Source organism: Rossellomorea sp. ABR4_012 (genome assembly GCF_056159545.1).
The window spans coordinates 210,189-228,562 of sequence record NZ_JBSWVK010000005.1; the positions used below are offsets into that span (position 1 = coordinate 210,189).

The 18,374-nt window shown below is 40.9% G+C and carries 18 protein-coding genes, 1 tRNA gene and 1 riboswitch; of the genes, 6 read left to right on the forward strand and 13 right to left on the reverse strand.

The features are described 5' to 3' along the window. Positions 1 to 24: 24 nt before the first annotated feature. From ACXAFV_RS19170 to ACXAFV_RS19180, 3 genes are all read right to left on the reverse strand, one after another. Positions 25 to 351 (reverse strand): DUF3243 family protein, encoded by a 327-nt coding sequence (locus ACXAFV_RS19170; RefSeq protein WP_475128821.1) that lies wholly within the window; start codon positions 349 to 351, stop codon positions 25 to 27. Positions 352 to 469: 118 nt separating this feature from the next. Next, the gene (locus ACXAFV_RS19175) at positions 470 to 1,507 is read right to left on the reverse strand and encodes a ribonucleotide-diphosphate reductase subunit beta (RefSeq protein WP_475128822.1); all 1,038 of its coding nucleotides are present in this window, start codon (positions 1,505 to 1,507) and stop codon (positions 470 to 472) included. Between the two features lie 17 nt (positions 1,508 to 1,524). Continuing rightward, complete coding sequence (locus ACXAFV_RS19180; protein ID WP_475128823.1) at positions 1,525 to 3,768, reverse strand: ribonucleoside-diphosphate reductase subunit alpha; 2,244 nt, start codon at positions 3,766 to 3,768, stop codon at positions 1,525 to 1,527. Positions 3,769 to 3,950: 182 nt separating this feature from the next. Further along, positions 3,951 to 4,133: riboswitch (cobalamin riboswitch) on the reverse strand. Positions 4,134 to 4,645: 512 nt separating this feature from the next. Between ACXAFV_RS19180 and ACXAFV_RS19185 the strand changes: the two genes are divergently transcribed. Together ACXAFV_RS19185 and ACXAFV_RS19190 are read left to right on the forward strand one after the other, a co-directional pair. Next, a complete protein-coding gene (locus ACXAFV_RS19185) occupies positions 4,646 to 5,410 on the forward strand; it encodes a SurA N-terminal domain-containing protein (RefSeq protein ID WP_475128824.1) in 765 nt (254 codons plus the stop codon). 404 nt (positions 5,411 to 5,814) lie between these two features. Further along, complete coding sequence (locus ACXAFV_RS19190) at positions 5,815 to 5,991, forward strand: hypothetical protein (protein WP_341986256.1); 177 nt, start codon at positions 5,815 to 5,817, stop codon at positions 5,989 to 5,991. 64 nt (positions 5,992 to 6,055) lie between these two features. Here ACXAFV_RS19190 and gndA read toward each other — a convergent pair whose 3' ends face one another. The 4 genes from gndA to ACXAFV_RS19210 all read right to left on the reverse strand — a co-directional run bounded on the left by gndA (position 6,056) and on the right by ACXAFV_RS19210 (position 10,949). Then, complete coding sequence (gene gndA, locus ACXAFV_RS19195) at positions 6,056 to 7,468, reverse strand: NADP-dependent phosphogluconate dehydrogenase (protein WP_475128825.1); 1,413 nt, start codon at positions 7,466 to 7,468, stop codon at positions 6,056 to 6,058. Positions 7,469 to 7,783: 315 nt separating this feature from the next. Then, complete coding sequence (locus tag ACXAFV_RS19200) at positions 7,784 to 8,944, reverse strand: thiolase family protein (RefSeq protein ID WP_475128827.1); 1,161 nt, start codon at positions 8,942 to 8,944, stop codon at positions 7,784 to 7,786. A gap of 12 nt (positions 8,945 to 8,956) precedes the next feature. Beyond that, complete coding sequence (locus tag ACXAFV_RS19205; RefSeq protein WP_475128829.1) at positions 8,957 to 10,102, reverse strand: acyl-CoA dehydrogenase family protein; 1,146 nt, start codon at positions 10,100 to 10,102, stop codon at positions 8,957 to 8,959. Between the two features lie 79 nt (positions 10,103 to 10,181). Then, positions 10,182 to 10,949, reverse strand: a complete 768-nt coding sequence (locus ACXAFV_RS19210; RefSeq protein ID WP_475128830.1) for a 3-hydroxyacyl-CoA dehydrogenase — start codon at positions 10,947 to 10,949, stop codon at positions 10,182 to 10,184. 165 nt (positions 10,950 to 11,114) lie between these two features. Here ACXAFV_RS19210 and ACXAFV_RS19215 point away from each other — a divergent pair, with 165 nt between their 5' ends. Then, positions 11,115 to 11,240: a hypothetical protein gene (locus ACXAFV_RS19215; RefSeq protein ID WP_446246081.1), complete on the forward strand. Its 126-nt coding sequence runs from the start codon at positions 11,115 to 11,117 to the stop codon at positions 11,238 to 11,240. Between the two features lie 107 nt (positions 11,241 to 11,347). Here the strand turns inward: ACXAFV_RS19215 and cspD are convergent, their stop codons facing one another. Next, a complete protein-coding gene (cspD, locus tag ACXAFV_RS19220) occupies positions 11,348 to 11,548 on the reverse strand; it encodes a cold-shock protein CspD (protein WP_032089110.1) in 201 nt (66 codons plus the stop codon). 294 nt (positions 11,549 to 11,842) lie between these two features. On the opposite strand from cspD, the gene ACXAFV_RS19225 reads away from it, so the two are divergent. Continuing rightward, a complete protein-coding gene (locus ACXAFV_RS19225; protein WP_475128832.1) occupies positions 11,843 to 12,019 on the forward strand; it encodes a hypothetical protein in 177 nt (58 codons plus the stop codon). A 115-nt stretch (positions 12,020 to 12,134) separates the two neighbouring features. Here the strand turns inward: ACXAFV_RS19225 and ACXAFV_RS19230 are convergent. After that, a tRNA-Val gene (locus ACXAFV_RS19230) sits at positions 12,135 to 12,207 on the reverse strand. Between the two features lie 149 nt (positions 12,208 to 12,356). Here ACXAFV_RS19230 and ACXAFV_RS19235 point away from each other — a divergent pair. Next, a complete protein-coding gene (locus ACXAFV_RS19235; RefSeq protein ID WP_475128834.1) occupies positions 12,357 to 12,584 on the forward strand; it encodes a WYL domain-containing protein in 228 nt (75 codons plus the stop codon). A gap of 34 nt (positions 12,585 to 12,618) precedes the next feature. On the opposite strand, the gene ACXAFV_RS19240 is transcribed toward ACXAFV_RS19235, so the two are convergent. From ACXAFV_RS19240 to ACXAFV_RS19255, 4 genes are all read right to left on the reverse strand, one after another. Beyond that, on the reverse strand, positions 12,619 to 14,604 hold the full coding sequence (locus ACXAFV_RS19240; RefSeq protein WP_475128835.1) for a TRAP transporter permease: 1,986 nt from the start codon (positions 14,602 to 14,604) through the stop codon (positions 12,619 to 12,621). Beyond that, entirely contained in the window at positions 14,591 to 15,109 is a 519-nt protein-coding gene (locus tag ACXAFV_RS19245) for a DUF1850 domain-containing protein (protein WP_475128836.1), read from the reverse strand. The genes ACXAFV_RS19240 and ACXAFV_RS19245 overlap by 14 nt, the downstream gene beginning before the upstream one ends. Before the next feature lie 87 nt (positions 15,110 to 15,196). Then, positions 15,197 to 16,177, reverse strand: coding sequence for a TAXI family TRAP transporter solute-binding subunit (locus ACXAFV_RS19250; RefSeq protein ID WP_475128838.1), 981 nt, complete (start codon positions 16,175 to 16,177; stop codon positions 15,197 to 15,199). Between the two features lie 313 nt (positions 16,178 to 16,490). Beyond that, positions 16,491 to 17,045 (reverse strand): phosphatidylglycerophosphatase A family protein, encoded by a 555-nt coding sequence (locus tag ACXAFV_RS19255; RefSeq protein ID WP_475128840.1) that lies wholly within the window; start codon positions 17,043 to 17,045, stop codon positions 16,491 to 16,493. 146 nt (positions 17,046 to 17,191) lie between these two features. On the opposite strand from ACXAFV_RS19255, the gene ACXAFV_RS19260 reads away from it, so the two are divergent. Next, on the forward strand, positions 17,192 to 17,917 hold the full coding sequence (locus tag ACXAFV_RS19260; protein ID WP_475128842.1) for an alpha/beta hydrolase: 726 nt from the start codon (positions 17,192 to 17,194) through the stop codon (positions 17,915 to 17,917). The last annotated feature ends 457 nt before the right edge of the window (positions 17,918 to 18,374 follow it).

Genomic DNA, 18,374 nt, shown 5'->3' on the forward strand with positions numbered 1-18,374 from the left:
AGCGCCTTTTTTATCTTTTGTTGATTAAGATTCTGAATTCACAAGCTTTACCAGCATGTGGGAAAGCATATGCTGTTCATCTTTGTTTCCTGCTTTCCATAATTCATATAATAATTTTTCTTCCCTGTTTTTTGGTTCTTCGTGGGCAGCAAGATAGTCCCCTACTTTTTGTGCAGCTTTCGCCTGCTGTTCTTCGTTCAAGCCAAGTTTATCGGCTAGTGACACTTTGTTTCCTAAGTACTCTTTGAAGTGATCGAAGTTTGATAGGATATCTTCTTTCTTATCCTCCGACATGCGTGATAATGTTTCGTCTACTTTGTTTTCCATTCTGTCTGTAGATTGATTTGACATTTGTTAAATCTCTCCTCTCTTAACTATAGTTTCTATATTCCCGGTATTAAAATCTTTAAACTATCGTAAAAGAGTTTGAGAGGATCAATATCAAATTGTCTGCAGGAGGCATCCGGCGTTACAAGTCATCAAACCCATTAACATCCGTCGTTTTCGTATACTGCCTGGATTTTTGTTCAAAGAAATCGGTTTTCCCCAGATCCACTTCTTGATAAGCAATGATCCATTTTAACGGGTTGTTCTGATGTCCGTCAAAGGGAGGCTTAAATCCAAGCTGCTTCGCTCTTTTATTTGCCATGAACTTTATATAGCTTTCAAGCTCAGACATTAATAGACCGTCTATTTCATTTCCGATGATCTCCTTTGCCCAGTCGATCTCTAGTTGCGCAGCCTGCATGAATGTCTTTTGACCGAACTCCAATAATTCTTCTGTTTTATAAGATGGATATTCCACCAGGATTTCTTTGAATATTTTTTCAAAGAGGCCGACGTGGAGCTGTTCATCACGATTAATATAATTGATCATCGTACTTGTGGCCACCATTTTTTGATTTCTGGCAAGGTTATAGAAGAAAGCGAATCCGCTGTAGAAAAATAAGCCTTCTAAGATGACATCATAGACAATCGATTTTAAGAGATTTTCCACTGTTGGGTTCTCTACAAAGTCCTTATACCCATTCACCACGAAGTCATTTCGTTTCTGCAGAATCGGTTCTGTTTTCCAATAATTAAACACTTCATCCTGCTTTTGTTTCGGCACAATGCTTGAGAGCACATAGCTGTATGAATGATTATGAATCACTTCCTGCTGAGCAAGGATGATCATCAATGCGTTTAAACTGGAATCCGTCAAAAAGTCTGCTACTTTTCCTGCGTAATCTGTCTGCACACTATCAAGCAGAGCCAATAAACCGATTACTTTCAGGAAAGTATCCTGCTCCTTCTGGGTTAGTGATTCAAATTGATTGATGTCTTTAGACATATTTATTTCAAAGGGTGTCCAGAAGTTCCCCAGCATTCTTTTATATTTTGGATATGCCCAAGAAAAACGGATATCATCCCAGTTCAATACGTTTGAGCTCCTCCCGTTAATAATGGACGTTGATTTATTTGGAGCTGCCGCATCGAGCAGTTCTCTTTTATTCAGTGTAATCATTTAACTATTCCCCCTTATTAGCTGTGACAGCTTTCACACTCATCAATGACAGAATCGGATGTGGATCTCACATAATATGTCGTTTTCAATCCTGATTCCCACGCGTCAAGATGAAGGAGCAGAAGGTCTTTCGCTTTTATGTCATTTCTGACATAGAGGTTGAAAGAAATACTCTGGTCAATATGCGTCTGTCTCCTGCTGTTTTGTTTGATGCTCCAATGCTGATCAAGGTGGTACGCTGTCTTGTAGTACCATTTCGTTTCAATCGAGAGGTCTGGTGCTGTTACCGGGATCTTATAATCCTTTTTTTCTTCGGAATATAGCTGTCTGAATAAAGGATCGATACTCGCAGTGGATCCCGCTATGAGTGAGGTGGATGAGTTCGGTGCCACAGCCATCAAGTACCCGTTGCGAATACCATTGGATGCCACTTCCTTCCTCAATTGCTCCCAAAGCGGACCTTCATATCCCTTTTTATCGAAATAGTTCCCGTTATCCCAATCGGAGCCTTTAAAATATGGATAAGCCCCTTTCTCCTTCGCAAGATTGTTACTTGCCTCAATTGTATGATACGCAATCTCTTCATAGAGAGAATCACAGTACGCTGCTGCTTCATCGCTTTCCCATCTTAAACCCTTCAAGGCAAGTAAATGATGCCATCCAAACGTACCCAGTCCGATTCCTCTATACCTCTGATTTGTCAATTGTGCTTGGAGTACAGGTATATTATTAAGATCGATGACATTATCCAAAAGTCTTACGGCTATCTTGATCGTCCTAGCCAAAACTTTGTGCTGAACGGCCTTTGCAAGTGAAAGGGACGCGAGATTACACACTACATAATCACCTGGATGTTTATATGTGATGATTTTCCCGTCTTCAATCTTTTCTTCCTCTATATAAGTAGCGCTCATATTTTGAGTGATTTCCGTACATAGATTGCTGCAGTAAATCATCCCTTTATGAGAATTGGCATTTTGACGGTTTACAGTATCCCGATAGAACATAAAAGGTGTTCCCGTTTCCAGCTGCGAGATCATGATTCGTTTAAAAATATCAATAGCTGGCACTGTTTTTTTAGTGAGTCCCGGATGTTCCACACATTGACGGTACTTCTTCCTGAACGATCCATCCCCTTTTAGTTCATCGTAAAAATCTTCCAGAGAAAATCCCATGACTCTCCTCACTTCATGTGGATCAAACAAATGCCAGTCATCCCTTCTTTGAACGGCTTCCATAAATAAATCCGGAAGGCAGACACCTGTAAACAAATCATGAGTGCGCTGTCTTTCGTCTCCATTGTTCAACCGGACGTCCAGGAAGGAATGGATATCCTTATGCCAAACATCCAGGTAGACGGCAATTGCACCTTGTCGCTGACCGAGCTGGTCAACGGAGACAGCGGTATTATTTAATTGCTTCATCCACGGAATGACTCCCGAGCTCACACCTTTAAAGCCTTTGATGTCACTCCCCCTGCTCCGGACTTTTCCTAAATAGATGCCGAGCCCCCCTCCATTTTTACTCAAGGTCGACACATCCGTGTTGCTGTCAAAGATGCCCCTCAAATCATCATTCACTGTGTCAATAAAACAGCTTGAAAGCTGACCGTAGCTTTTACCTGCGTTCGCTAAAGTCGGTGTAGCAACGGTCATATACAGATTTGACAGGGCCCAGTATGCTTCTTTTATCAGTGAGAGCCGGCGATCCTTTTCTTCATCCATCAAGAGTGTCATTGCGATAATCATAAATCGCTCCTGTGGTAGTTCGTAAACTTTTCCGTCATGTGATTTCGTTAAATAACGCTCAGCAAGTGTAACGATTCCAATATAGGTAAACAGCTTGTCTTTAGAAGGGTTCAAAAGAGATTCCAACTGTTGGATTTCTTCCCTGGTGTACGCCTCCAGCAAGCGTGGATTATAGAGTTTTTTCTCAACAAGTTCTTGTAACAGGCTATAAAAATCACGATATGGGTTTGCGGGATCAAGCCTCCTGGACTGACTGCTGGAGAGATACAGTTTTTCCAAGTACAGACATGCAGCTGCATATGTCCATTGCGGTTCTTCTGCTGAAATTCTTTCGACAGCGGTCAGGATCATTTGATGAAAAAGCTGTTCCTCCGAGACCTCCTTTTTCACTTGAAGAAGTCCCTCAACTTTCTCTTCAAATCCATCCATGTTCAAGTCTGGAAATTCCGACTTTAGCTTCCTGCAAAGCTGCCAAGCAAGATCTAATGTTTTCTCTGTTTCAATCAGTGTCATTCCTTCATTCCTCCCGTATCTGTTCAATTCATTCGTACTATACAAGCTGCGGGAGAGGATACAAAAAAGCCCATCCTCTTAACTGGACGGGCTTAACTGAATAACGATGATATGATATAACAGACGTATGTATAGATATCTATTATTCTATCCTCGCACATCCTCCCAATTCCCGAAGAAGATCATACGTAATAAATACGGCAGGTCTCCTGACTCGTGCTTCATCCTACTTTAAGGCCTTCCCATCTTTATCAAGATAGTGGCAATTCCTTATTTCGTCATCACTTACAGTTGCGGGGACAGTTCTGGAATTTCACCAGATTCCCTATTAAGTCTTAATAGACACCATATTTATAGATTTAATCGAACTAATCAATATATAGTTATGAATCGCATACAAAACACAAAGTATTGTGTTCTCATTAATCATAATTTAATTTTCATTATTTTTCAAGCAAAATTCCTTCTCTACTTTAAATGCAGAATTATGAACAAATATGCTTATAATTATCTTTTTCTCCAAAAATCCACGAACACCACTGAATTGAGAGCATTAATCATCGGTAAAGGGAGATTTCAATGGTATTTGTCATTTGAGACCCAGAAGTATAGAACCTATAATCCTAATAGAAGGTTGTTTGACAGTATTCTTTGGTCCCCAATAATTGACGGGCTGCTTACACGGGATCTCCCATAGTAAGCAGCCTCTTTTTTTTGAATGAAAGGCTATTCTGAAGGAAAAAATAAGCGAACCTAGTGTTTCAGGGTGATTACAAAATGATTAAATGAGGCAAAAAGGTTTATTTATTCATAAGAATCATATACAATGCGCATTAAGTGATTTTTTTAAATCCCCTCTTTTGAAAGGAGAACTAACATGAAGAAGTTAATGAGTGCGTTACTGATTACAATAATGACGATTGCCTTAGCCGCTTGCGGAAATGGAGAAGAGGCAAAAAAGCAATCTGAAGATAAACCAAAAACAGAAGAGAAAAGTAAAGAACAACAAGATCAAGCAAAGCAAATGGAAGAAATGCAAAAGAAAATGGACAAACAAAAAGTGGACAAAGATAAAGTGGTTGCAGTGGTCAATGACGAGAAGCTGAAGGGTGAAGATTATAATAACATCCTTACTTCCTCTCAGATGCAGTTTCAGCAGATGGGACAAGACCCTACCAGCGAAAAAGCCGCTGAACAAATCAAAAAACAAACAATCGACAGTCTTGTAGGTCAGACCCTTCTCATGCAGCAAGCAGACAAAAAAGGGTATAAAGCAACTGATGAAGAAATCAACAAACAGCTTGACCAAGTGAAAAAGCAATACAAGAGTGATAAAGAATTCGAAAAAGCAATGAAAGAAGCCGGATTCTCGATGGATAAATTAAAAACTCAAGTTGCTGAAAACATTAAATATACTAACTACGTTGAAAAAGAGATTAAAGTGGAAGAAGTAACAGAAGAAGAAATGAAGAAATTCTATGACCAATTTGCCAGCCAGCAAGGCGAAGATCAGAAAGCGCCTAAGTTTGAGGAAGTGAAGCCTCAAATCAAGACTCAACTAGAACAGCAAAAGAAACAAGAAAAACTTGTACAGCACGTCGAAGAGCTAAAGAAAAACGCTAAGGTAGATGTGAAAATATAACTCATTTAAAAGGGGCTGGGACAAAAGTGTTTTAGCCTAAGTAAAAGCCGAACTAATTCGCCTACTAGCTGGCAAGTTAGTTTCGGCTTTTTAGTTTAAGTGTAGATTTAGATTTTAGCTCTTTCCATCGGTTGATTGGAGTGCAAGACGAAGACTCCTGCGGGAAGAGTAGCTTATGTGAGACCCCGCAGGCTTGCCGAGGAGGCTCACGGGCTACCCGCGGAAAGCGAAGTCTTGCACGGAAATCATTTGCGGTGTTAGAGACTTCCCTTGAATGTTCGTCTTTAGACCGTGGTTATATAGTTTTGCCCCAGCCTCTTTTTCTATGATAAAATGTTTTCTCTTTCCGAAAAAGGGTACAGTGTACAATACCATTACTTTAGAAAGTAAAGGAGTTGGAATACATGAACAAACGTTCAAACGATAACCCGGAACAAGTCAATAAGGACCATGAAGGAATCCTCGATAAACATGAAAGTGAACAAAACGTAGACCCGATCCCCCTGGAAGATTTAAAGAAAGAACAACGGGAAGAAAAAAAGAAACATCATACAAAAGATGATTCCTCCAGCGAAGAATAAACCCTTCAAGAGGAAAAAAGCCGCAGTACATTAAAATTGTACTGCGGCTTTTTCGTTCATCCGTTTATTTACTTAGCCAATCTGTATGAAAGGTACCTTCTTTATCCGTTCGCTGATACGTGTGAGCTCCGAAATAATCACGCTGAGCCTGCAAAAGGTTTGCCGGCAGCGATTCCGAACGATAGCTGTCATAATAAGCTAGCGCACTTGCAAGCCCCGGGACCGGTATGCCCAATTTAATGGCTGTCGCGACCACTTCACGTGCCTCGTCCTGATAATTCTCCACGATCTCCTTAAAATAAGGATCCAATAGTAAATTCGTTAAGTCTGCATCCCGGTCATATGCTTTCTTTATTTCTTGGAGGAATCCTGCACGTATGATGCATCCCCCTCTGAAAATCATGGCGATCTCACCGGGCTTCAGATTCCAATTATACTCCTTGGATGCTGATTGTAACTGTGCAAATCCTTGGGCATAGGAACAGATTTTACTTAAATACAATGCTTTTCGGATCATTTCAACAAACTCATCCTTATTGCCGTTGAATTCGTTGTTTTTAGGTCCTCTTAGAATCTTGCTTGCCTTCACTCGTTCTTCCTTCATTGCAGAAATAAAGCGGGCGAAAACAGATTCAGTAATAATCGATAAGGGCACCCCAAGCTCCAGGGCGGAGATGCTGGTCCATTTACCAGTGCCTTTTTGTCCTGCTGTATCCAGGATGACTTCTACAAGGGGTTTACCCGTTTCTTCATCGACTTTTGTAAAGATATCAGCCGTAATTTCGATCAGATAGCTGTCAAGCTCTCCTTCATTCCATTCTTTGAAGATTTCATGCAGCTCTTGTGCCTCTATTCCCAAGACATTTTTCATTAAGTAATACGCTTCACAGATGAGCTGCATATCACTATATTCTATTCCATTGTGGACCATCTTGACATAATGGCCGGAGCCATCTGGTCCGATATATGTACTGCATGCATCACCGTTTACTTTCGCTGCGATAGCTGTCAAAAACGGTTCTATAAGATCATACGCTTCTTTTTGGCCGCTCGGCATGATGGCAGGTCCGTATAACGCTCCTTCTTCCCCTCCGGACACACCCGCTCCGATAAAATTGATACCTTTTTCCTCCAGGGCTTTATTCCTTCGGATTGTATCCTCAAAGTATGTATTTCCCCCATCGATCAGGATGTCCCCTTTATCTATGTGAGGCAGCAGGGAATCGATTGCTTTATCCGTGATTTCACCTGCAGGCACCATCATTACTATTTTTCTTGGTGTTTCCAATGATTCTGCGAAGTCTTCTACAGAGCTTGTCCCAATAAATTGTTTATCACCGTGCTCTTCTAAGATTTCGTTCACTTTTTCCTCAGTTACATCATAAATGGCGACTGAGTACCCTCTGCTTTCAAAATTCAGAGCAAGGCTTTTTCCCATCACTCCAACACCAACAACACCGATTTGTTGTTTAGTCATACTATCCTTCCTTTCCTTGCTTACAAAACATTTTTTCACTGTATATATTATAATACGAAATAAATTTTCATGCTGAACTTTCATAAAAAAACTTTTTTCTATTGGTGATTTTTTTAAGAGTGCTTTGATAAACACCGCTCGCCTATTCCGTGCAAGATTTCAAAAGCTGATGGCGGTAATATAACTAGCTTTACATTGCCTTATAGATAGTATTCATTCTTTCCTATTGGTTATTCAATTCAAAGGTTATGGGCACTGCCCAATTGAAAAGGACGGACCTGAAAAAGGTCCGCCCTAAGATAGATAGTGTAATAGTTATGTTTGCAATCGTTCAATGATGGTAGCATTGGCCATCCCGTGTCCTTCACACATCGTCTGCAGTCCAAAACGACCTCCTGTTCTTTCGAGCTCGTGCATCATCGTAATCATGATGCGTGCGCCACTGGCACCTAAAGGATGCCCAAGAGCAATCGCTCCTCCATTCGGATTTAATTTGGCCGGGTCTGCTCCCAATTCTTTTAACCATGCCAAGGCTACCGGTGCAAATGCTTCATTCACCTCGAATACATCGATATCCTCCAGGGATAAGCCTGATTTATTCAGTGCTTTCTTGGTTGCAGGAATAGGTCCGGTTAACATTAATGTGGGATCAGAGCCTGTTACCACCCGGGTGTGTACTTTAAACCTTGCTTTCAAGCCAAGCTCATCCGCTTTTTCACGGCTCATGAGCAAGAGCGCAGCTGCTCCGTCACTAATTTGGCTCGAATTTCCTGCATGAATGATTCCATCCTCTTTAAATGCAGGTTTCAATGTTGAAAGGATACCGGCAGTTGTCCCTTTCCTTGGACCTTCATCTTGGTTGAAGATGGACGTACCTCCCTCTTCGACTGGAATCTCAATCGGATGGATCTCTCCATTAAACCGGTGATCTATTTGGGCTTTTAGAGCTTTTTGATGACTTTCACTGGCAAACTGATCTAATTCTTCCCGACTGAATCCATATTTCTCTGCAATTCTTTCTGCTGATAATCCCTGATGGATAATTTCATGCTGTTCTTTGAGCTTTTCACTGAAGCCTGCTTTGCCATAATTGGAAGCGATGGGCACCCTCGACATATTCTCCACACCGCCTGCTATGACAATGTCCATATCACCTGAAAGAATAGCCTGAGCGGCAAAGTGAACAGCCTGCTGGCTAGACCCGCATTGACGGTCAATGGTCGTCCCAGGCACCTCGACTGGAAATCCTGCAATCAAGGCAGCTACTCTGGCAATATCGCCGGCCTGCTCTCCTGATTGTGTTACACATCCAAGAATGACATCATCCACACATCCAGGATCGACGCCTGATTTTTTCATTAATCCTTTAAGGATTTCACCAGCCAGATCATCTGGCCGCATGTTTTTTAACGCACCGTTTCTTCTTCCGACTGCTGATCTTATACCTTCTACTATGACTACTTCTCTCTCACTCATAACCTTCCTCCTCTATAGCCCTAAATTCTTGGCGATGATCACTTTCATAATTTCATTTGTACCGGCATAAATACTTGCGACCGGTACATCTCTATACCTTCTGGCAATTTCATATTCCTCCATATATCCATATCCGCCATGGAGCTGCATGCATTCTGTCGCAATCCTCCTGGACATTTCAGTAAGTTTGAACTTTGCCATAGACACTTTTGTGACTACATCTTTACCTTGTATGTGCTCGGCAATCAACCCATCAAGGAAAGCTCTTCCCATCTCAATATCAGTCGCCATTTCTGCCATTTTAAATTGAATATGCTGGAATTGACTGATCGCTTTTCCGAAAGCTTCACGGCTTTTTACATAATCCATGGTAAGCGAAAACATATGTTCAGAAGAGACCTGTGCTGCAATGGCGACGACCAGCCGTTCCTGCTGCAACTTTTTCATGAGATATTGAAACCCTTTACCTTCCTCACCTATTAGGTTCTGTTTAGGCACTTTACAATCTTCAAAAATCAATTCTGACGTGTCCTGGCAGTGAAGGCCGACCTTTTCGAGCTTTCTCCCCCTTGAGAATCCCTCTGCCCCTCGTTCGATAGCCAGGAGGCTGATTCCTTTATGAGGGGGAACTGCATTCGTATCTGTCTTACATGCCACTAAAACCAAATCAGAATGGATTCCGTTGGTGATAAATGTTTTTTGTCCATTCACAATGTAATGATCACCATTTAACACGGCAGTCGTTTTAATTCCTGCCAAATCAGAGCCCGTTCCTGGTTCAGTCATAGCAATCGCTGTTATCATATCTCCTTTTGTACAGGAGGGCAGCCAGCGTTTCTTTTGTTCTTCAGTTCCATACTCGTTTATATATGGAACAACAATATCGTTGTGTAAGCCGATTCCGATTAAACCGGATCCGACACGCTCGAGTTCTTCGTTAATGATAACAGAGAAGCCCCAATCAACACCGCTGCCTCCGTATCGTTCATCAACGTCAGGACACAGAAAGCCCTGCTTACCCATCTTCTCCCAAAAAGATCTCGGCACAAGCCTGTCCCTCTCCCATTGTTCATAATAAGGGCAGGCTTCTTTCTGCAGAAATTTACGAAGGGACCTTCGAAATATATCATGATCTTCTGTTAGATACGGATGATTCATAACCTTCTCACCTTTCTTAACTGATAGAATTGATGAAGAAAAATGAATGAATGCCCATTCAATTTTCTGCTGTTCTAACTTATTTCGGCTGCATTCGAATAGCACCATCCAGTCTGATCGTCTCGCCGTTCAGCATCGGATTCTCTGCGATTGCTTCTACAAGTTGTGCATACTCCGAAGGGTAGCCAAGTCTTTGTGGAAAAGGGACCGTCATTCCTAAAGAAGTTCTTGCCTCTTCAGGCAGTGAGTCAAACATGGGCGTATGAAACAATCCCGGGGCGATCGTCATCACTCTGATTCCGTCCCTGGCAAGCTCTCTTGCTATCGGAAGTGTCATGCCTGCAACCCCTGCTTTAGAAGCACTGTATGCGGCCTGCCCGATCTGCCCATCGAATGCAGCAACGGAAGCTGTATTAATAATAAGACCTCTCTCACCATATTCATTTTCTTTATTGCTCTGCATTTTTTGAGCCGCTAATCGTATGACATTAAATGTACCAATTAAATTGATTTGTATCACTTTAGAGAATTGCTCAAGCGAGTGAACACCCTTCCTGCCTACCACTTTTGAGGGTGGAGCAATCCCTGCACAATTGACAACCATATTGATGCTTCCAAAAAAATCAATCGCATTCATTATGGCCGATTCTACGTCTTCTTCGCTAGTCACATCCGTTGAACGAAAACCGACTCTGTCGCCTAATTCTTGTTTTAACATCCTTCCCTTTTCCTCATCGATGTCCAATATAAAAGCCTTTCCCCCTTTTTCAACCAGATTTCGCACAGTGGCTTCACCTAACCCTGAGGCACCTCCGGATACAATTGCTATACAATCTTTGATATTCATTTATTCATCCTCCAATAATCATACTATCTTTATTTTATCTTTGAATGAAGGAAAAAGAAATAATTTTAGGAAGATTCTGTTTATTCATCGTCTATCATATTTCCGACTCGTATTGAACAATATAAGAATGAACTAGAATTAATTAAATGTATGGAGGGACATTTCATGACAAATAAAAACGATAACCGCGAACGCAAAAATAAATATCCTAATAATAAGAAAACGGATGCTGAGTTCTCAAAGGAAACCGGCATCCGAAGTGAAATAACAAAAAATGATCTAAAAAAATGATGACTGCAACTAATTATAGAGTTCATGACCTAGGTCATGAACTCTTTTTTTACAACAAAAAAACAGACCCATCAAATGATGAGCCTGTTTTGGAAGTTTAAAATCAATTATTTCTTAACAACGTTAGCTGCTTGTGGTCCACGAGCACCTTGTTCGATGTCGAAAGAAACTTCTTGACCTTCGTCAAGTGATTTGAAACCTTCACCTTGGATCGCTGAGAAGTGTACGAATACATCGTCTCCACCTTCTACTTCGATGAATCCAAAACCTTTTTCTGCGTTAAACCATTTTACTTTACCATTTTCCATGAAAAATGCCTCCTAGTGTGTGCTTACCACACAATGTATTACTATTCTTGCGATATCAGGTGAAAACCAAATCTTGTTCTTCCCTCGTATACCGGACAAAAATAATTCTTCTATAGAATAACAGGATTCTCGGAAATAAGCAAGTAAACAAGAGCCTACTTGATAAAGTCAGACGACTTACTATTGTCAATCATTAATCTGATGAATCAATAGCAATAAATGTGCCACTACTGTTTTCAGCAAATTCTTTAGATTTTATGTGGTATAATAAAAGAAGTTGAAAGGAAGTGTCATATGAAATCCACTAAAAATCTGTTTAGTAATGGATCTGCTGTCACGATTAAAGAAACCGGGGAAACGGTCACCATTTTAAAATCCCAGTATGTTAAAAATATGAAACGCTACTCATATATCGTCAAAGAACATCCAGGTACGTTTTTCTTTGAAGAGGAACTAACAAAAGGTGAATAATAGCCTGAAGCTGCAGATCAATTGTTCTGCAGCTTTTTTAAATTTACAATCACGGTAATACTGAAATTACAAAAAAGCCGCTATCCAATTTTTATTGGATAGCGGCTTTTCTTAATGACCTGTGAGGGACTTGAACCCCCGACCCCCACCCTGTCAAGGTGATGCTCTCCCAGCTGAGCTAACAGATCGGTTTAAACTACATTTCCTATTATAGCGTGGATGGAAGGAATGTCAATAAGTTCTTATAGAAATTTTGTCGAAAAATTTATAGAGTAAATGTATACAAGAACGAATGTTCGCATATAATGTTAATACCCTGTCTGAAAGGATGATCAGGATGAACAAAATTCTTACCCGTTCGTTAACTGAACAGTCGCCGATTGAAATCATTTATATGGCTGACCATAAAATACCTACGAAAAGAAAAATCATCATTAAAAAAATGAACCTGGACACTGTCATTGCCTATTGCTTCCTTCGAAAACAGTTCCGGACTTTTCGTATCGAATGTATTTTAGCGGCTTATCCACTAATCAATCTCCAAAAACGTTCACATTGCCAATAAAAAAAGAGGATGCCCCGGGCACCCTCTTTTCTCATTATGCAGTCGCTTCTTTTGGACGTTTGTCTTCCCTTTTAATGAAGAACTGAATGGCTAATAGGGCTGCAAATGAAACTAAACCGATGATGTCACTCATTCCTTCAGGATAGATAAGCATTAACCCTGCTGCTACACAAAGGAATCGTTCGATTACATATAATCTGCGGAACCAATAACCAATCATGCCGGCACCAATAGCAATCATACCCGTTACCGCTGTGAATACAACCCATAACAATTGAGGTATGGTTGTATCGATCATAAGCAGTTCAGGTGACAGCACGAACATATACGGTATGATGAATGCTGCTATCGCCAGTTTTGCGGAATTGACTCCAGTCCGAATCGGTTCCCCGCCTGATACCCCGGCTGCCGCGAAGGCTGCAAGAGCAACCGGCGGCGTGATATCCGCAATAATTCCAAAATAGAAAACAAATAAGTGAGCTGAAAGCTCAGGTGCACCCAGTAAAATAATTGCTGGGGCGGCAATTGTTGATGTAATGACATAGTTGGCAGTAGTCGGTGAGCCCATTCCCAACACGATCGATGCGATCATAGTAAAGAATAAAGTAAGGAGAAGTTTTCCTTGAGCTGAATTTGTTAAGTCAGCCGCTAAGTCAACCAGTCCGTTTGCTAAAGTCAACCCTAATCCAGTCTTTGTCACTACTCCTACAATAATACCTGCAGCTGCCGTTGCAACTGCTACTGACAGGGCGGTTCTAGCACCATCCACTAACGCATCGACGGCATCCTTGAACCCGATTCTAGTATCTTTTCTTATTGCACTGATCGCGATGGTGGCAACAATTGACCAAAGTGCCGCCCTCATGACACTCATTCCGCTGACAAGAAGGATGATAACGGTCAATATAGGAAGCAGCAAATAAATCTTCTTCAGCACTTCCTTGCGATTCGGCATTTCTTCATCTGAAAGCCCCCGCAACCCTAATCGTTTTGCCTCAAAATGAGTCATAATCCAAATACCCGTGAAATACAGAACGGCTGGAATAGCAGCAGCTTTAGCAATATCCCAGTAAGAAATCCCGCCGATAAATTCGACCATCAAGAATGCTGCAGCACCCATGATTGGCGGCATCAGCTGACCACCTGTTGACGCGGCTGCCTCAACTCCGCCCGCAAATTCTTTTCGGTATCCAAGCTTTTTCATCATTGGGATCGTGAAAGAACCTGATGTTACCACGTTTGCAACAGAGCTTCCGCTGATGGTTCCCTGCAATGCACTGGAGAAAATGGCAACCTTCGCAGGCCCTCCCGTGCGCTTACCTGCAATCGACACAGCTAAATCATTAAAATATTGACCTACACCTGTTTTTACCAGAAAGGCACCGAATAACAGGAATAAGAAGATAAAAGTAGCTGAAACGTATAATGGCGTACCGAGTATCCCTTCAGAAGTGAAGAACATCGTTTTTACAATGTCATCCAAATCATATCCGCGGTGTGCAAGGAATCCAGGCATTTGTCTTCCATAATACATATATAGAAGGAAGGCTGATGAAATAATCGTAATCGGCAATCCTACAGCACGTCTTGTTGCTTCCAATACTAAAAGGATGGCCGCTAATCCTACATAAAAATCCAGGCTTGTCATAAGTCCTACTCTGCTGACGATATCATCCTGCATAATCGGCCAGTAGGCACCGATCCCTACAGAAATTGCCGCCAGTACGATGTCATACCAAGCCAGCTTATTCAATTTCAAATTCTTTTTCCTTGCAGGGAAAAGAAGAAATACAAGGGATAACGCAAATCCTAAATGTATAGATAGCAATAATTGCCTAGGTATGAATTGAAAAATGGATGCTGTTAATTGAAATAATGAGAATGCTAATAGGCCAAAAAATATAACCCACTTAAACATGCCATGTTCCAATTTTCTCGTTGAAGATTCAGGATCGTATTTTTCTAATAATTCTTGTTGTTGTTCTGCAGTAAGTGATTCAAACTTTTTATCCTTGACCAACAACAATCACTCCTTTCCATTGGCTAAATAGCGAAACTTTTTTATATTGTAGTCTTACAACGGATCCCTCGTTAAAATACTTTTTTAATGGATACACATCTTCTTCATAGACAAGTCGATGATTGGCAACCACTTCCCCGATGCGGATATCGATGTAAGAAAATTCCCTCTTCATATTCGAAATGACATATCTGCCGTCTTTTGTCCTTTCGAATACTTCTTCGCCTTCTGCATTCGAAGGCATTCCAATTGCGGTATCTTCATACAATAGTTTTGTTTGCTGAATTTTATTGGAAGATGTCTGGTGATAGAACTCCTCTACCTCTGATAGGTGAATGGAATGAGTATAGCGGATAGAGAAGGTTTTATTTTCACTGATTGAGAAATAAGCGGGATTTCCAGCATCATCCCTTGGTTCTATGACCAGGAATGTTTGTAAAGGAAGAAAGATGATTGATAAAAGAATCAGAAAAAGGAGAGTCGACCCAAAGTATTTCCTTCCCATAAAGTACTCTCCCCTTTCCATTTCTTCAAAACAAAAGAATAGACCGGGATTAGCGGCCTATCCTTTGTTCCATCTCAGGGTGAATCATTATTCTGCTGAAATACCTTTTTCATCGAAGTATTTCTTTGCACCCGGATGCAATTCTATACCCATCCCTTTTAAGCCATTTTCAGCTTTAATAAGTTTTCCTTTAGCATGAGTAATTTGGTCTGTATTTTCAAAGATTGCTTTAGTTACATCATAAATAACATCTTCTGAGATGTCAGCATTCGTTACTAACATTGCACGAACTGCAACTGTAGTTACTGCTTCATCTACTTTACTGTACGTACCAGCTGGAATTTCATCTTCAGCATAATAAGGATATTTTTCGATAAGCTCTGCAATTTTGCCAGATTCAACCGGAACGATTGTGATATCTTCAGTAGCAGCCAATCCTTCTACTGCTCCTGTTGGGGTACCTGAAGTGATGAATGCTGCATCAATGGTTCCGTCTTGGATTCCTGTCGTTGAATCATCGAAGGATAAATTACGTGCTTCAAGATCTTCAAGTTTCATTCCATGAATTTCAAGGATTTGCTCTGCATTAAGTAATGTACCTGAACCGGCTTCACCTACTGAAACAACTTTGCCTTTAAGATCTTCAACCGATTTGATTCCTGAATTTTTTGTTGTAACGATTTGGATTGTTTCAGGATATAAAGTTGCGATTCCGCGAGCGTTCTCTACTTTATTCTCAGAGAACATTTGAGACCCTTCAGAAGCATATGAAGCTATATCTGTTTGTGTAAATGCGATTTCAGTTTTACCGTCTTTGATTGAAGCCATGTTTTCAGCTGATGCACCTGAAGTTGATGCTGATGCTTTGATGCCGGTTTCATCTTCAATAATCTTTGCAAAGGTACCACCAAGCGGGTAATATGTACCTCCCGTTCCACCTGTAGCGATTCCGATGAAGTCAACTTTCTCATCACCGTCTCCTCCGCCGGCTCCGCCTCCACATGCTGCCAGGACGGCAGATAGAATGAGAAGAAGGGCAGTGCTTAAGAATAAACTGCGTTTTTTCATAATCTAATCCCCCTATTAAATTTTCTACTTTCCCGTAATCAATTGTATCACAAACTGTAACATTCTTGTCAAACGGGATACATAAACTTATAAAATTTTTCATAAAAAAAACTTCCCGTCATCGAACAAGTCTATAAAACTTCTGAATTACCGTATGTTTGCATTATGTCAGCAATTTGTAAAGTGCATGAAATATGTATAAAGCGTTTTCAATTGCCCTCCATCCATTCACCCCAAACAGATGAATGTCCACATAAAAAAGACTGAAGAAACGCATTGTTCCTTCAGTCAAACTGTTATAGGTCAGATATATTCAACCGATTAATTCTTCATCCTCAAATTGCTTCTTTTCTTCACTTGATATATTCTCTTCCTTATCCCTTAAGCTGTGTGCAATCCTCGAGGAAGCATTCGCCGCTATACTAGCAACGATGTCATCGAGGAAGGTATGAATCCCCTTTCCTCTTTTTGTATCCAGATCATGGATGATTCCTATCTTATTTTTGTCCAAATGGCCGAAAGTAGTAACCGCTATGCTTCCGTAACCCAAGGCAGCACCAAGCGCGATGGTTTCATCTACCCCGAACAGACCTTCGTCGGTTTCAACGATCGACTGCAAGGGTTCGGAAAGCATCTTCCTTTCAGCCAGCTGATCCAATTCCACCCCTACTAAAATGGCATGCTGAATTTCTCTTTTTAGAAGCACTTTCTTAACACTTTCAATACAATCTTCCATCACTAACTCATTATGATAAGGAAACTGCATTTCAAATACGATTTCGGCAATATCTTCTATTGTAACCCCTCTATCCTGGAGCTTCTGAAGGGCTGCTTTCGTCACTTCCTTTGAATGGATCGGCTTACTCATTGTATGTACCCCTTTCTGACTTTTCATCTTTAGTAATTATAACACTTTTTAGAATATTCGTATCCCAAACTGCTTAAGGGATTTACAAGTAAGATTGTGATACAATCTTTTTGTAAACGTTATCGAGAGAATCAGGAGGGTTATGTATGACTGTAAATAGAGGCACTGTTAACGAATTAAACCTCTACAGTAAGGAATTAAATGAGGAAATGAAAATGCTGGTCTATCTCCCTGCCACATTTTCTCCTCTTTATAAATATTCATTATTGATTACACAAGACGGCAAGGACTATTTTCAACTTGGAAGAATCCCCCGTCTAGCCGATGAACTATTGGGTAACAAAGAGATAGAAAACATGATCATCGTTGGCGTACCTTATAAAGATGTAGAAGATAGAAGAAGGAAGTATCATCCCCACGGAGAAGAAAACGATTCTTATATCCGTTTTTTGGCTCATGAACTCGTACCGTATCTAGATGAGCATTATCCAACTTACCACATGGGTATGGGACGCGCGCTCATCGGAGATTCGTTAGGGGCGACCGTCTCACTTATGACAGCACTAAAGTATCCTAACACTTTTGGCAAAGTGATTCTTCAATCACCATTGGTGAATCAAAAAGTACTGGATGAAGTTGAACACTTCACACAGCCCCATCTATTGAATGTCTATCATGTGATAGGCAGCAAAGAAACGGAAGTAAAAACAACCGACGGAAAAGTGAAGGACTTTTTAACACCCAACCGTCAGCTTCATGAGCTATTCACTGAAAAGAAATTCTCGGCCTTCTACGAAGAATTCGACGGCGACCACACCTGGAAACACTGGCAGCCTGATTTAAAACGTGCCTTGACCATGATGTTTGGTTGAATATGTTAAGTAACAATTCGGAATATGATTTCACTTTATTAAATGCAAAGTTCGTACAGCACAAAAACTTAAGTAACAAATGGAATCTCTTAGCTACTTTTTATAACCCTTTGATCGTATTTGCAGGGTACAGCTGTTGATTGGAGTGGAAGACGAAGACTTCTATCATAAAAGCGGAAGGGTTTTGAAAGAGGCGGTTGGCATAAGACGAATTGGCAAAGAAGGCGTTCTTTGCCGCCTTCTTGGTCGATTTGGCTTATGACATGTGCCTCTAAGGCCTGCAGCTGGACAGTTACTATCTCTTAAGAGGGTACGAGGAGGCTCACGGGTCACCCGCGGAAAGCGAAGTCTTCCACGGAAATCAACAGCTGTATTTCAAAGTGTTCCTAGTGGGAGAACTTCCCTTCCGTTCGTCCTATATTAAATTTTTGAAAAATTTGCTATACTATAATATATA

What these genes read in the sequence shown, in the direction of transcription:
- ACXAFV_RS19170 (WP_475128821.1), bottom strand. Translation starts at nt 351, where the DNA reads ATGTCAAATCAATCTACAGACAGAATGGAAAACAAAGTAGACGAAACA.
- ACXAFV_RS19175 (WP_475128822.1), bottom strand. Translation starts at nt 1,507, where the DNA reads ATGATTACACTGAATAAAAGAGAACTGCTCGATGCGGCAGCTCCAAAT.
- ACXAFV_RS19180 (WP_475128823.1), bottom strand. Translation starts at nt 3,768, where the DNA reads ATGACACTGATTGAAACAGAGAAAACATTAGATCTTGCTTGGCAGCTT.
- ACXAFV_RS19185 (WP_475128824.1), top strand. Translation starts at nt 4,646, where the DNA reads ATGAAGAAGTTAATGAGTGCGTTACTGATTACAATAATGACGATTGCC.
- ACXAFV_RS19190 (WP_341986256.1), top strand. Translation starts at nt 5,815, where the DNA reads ATGAACAAACGTTCAAACGATAACCCGGAACAAGTCAATAAGGACCAT.
- gndA (WP_475128825.1), bottom strand. Translation starts at nt 7,468, where the DNA reads ATGACTAAACAACAAATCGGTGTTGTTGGTGTTGGAGTGATGGGAAAA.
- ACXAFV_RS19200 (WP_475128827.1), bottom strand. Translation starts at nt 8,944, where the DNA reads ATGAGTGAGAGAGAAGTAGTCATAGTAGAAGGTATAAGATCAGCAGTC.
- ACXAFV_RS19205 (WP_475128829.1), bottom strand. Translation starts at nt 10,102, where the DNA reads ATGAATCATCCGTATCTAACAGAAGATCATGATATATTTCGAAGGTCC.
- ACXAFV_RS19210 (WP_475128830.1), bottom strand. Translation starts at nt 10,949, where the DNA reads ATGAATATCAAAGATTGTATAGCAATTGTATCCGGAGGTGCCTCAGGG.
- ACXAFV_RS19215 (WP_446246081.1), top strand. Translation starts at nt 11,115, where the DNA reads ATGACAAATAAAAACGATAACCGCGAACGCAAAAATAAATATCCTAAT.
- cspD (WP_032089110.1), bottom strand. Translation starts at nt 11,548, where the DNA reads ATGGAAAATGGTAAAGTAAAATGGTTTAACGCAGAAAAAGGTTTTGGA.
- ACXAFV_RS19225 (WP_475128832.1), top strand. Translation starts at nt 11,843, where the DNA reads ATGAAATCCACTAAAAATCTGTTTAGTAATGGATCTGCTGTCACGATT.
- ACXAFV_RS19235 (WP_475128834.1), top strand. Translation starts at nt 12,357, where the DNA reads ATGAACAAAATTCTTACCCGTTCGTTAACTGAACAGTCGCCGATTGAA.
- ACXAFV_RS19245 (WP_475128836.1), bottom strand. Translation starts at nt 15,109, where the DNA reads ATGGGAAGGAAATACTTTGGGTCGACTCTCCTTTTTCTGATTCTTTTA.
- ACXAFV_RS19250 (WP_475128838.1), bottom strand. Translation starts at nt 16,177, where the DNA reads ATGAAAAAACGCAGTTTATTCTTAAGCACTGCCCTTCTTCTCATTCTA.
- ACXAFV_RS19255 (WP_475128840.1), bottom strand. Translation starts at nt 17,045, where the DNA reads ATGAGTAAGCCGATCCATTCAAAGGAAGTGACGAAAGCAGCCCTTCAG.
- ACXAFV_RS19260 (WP_475128842.1), top strand. Translation starts at nt 17,192, where the DNA reads ATGACTGTAAATAGAGGCACTGTTAACGAATTAAACCTCTACAGTAAG.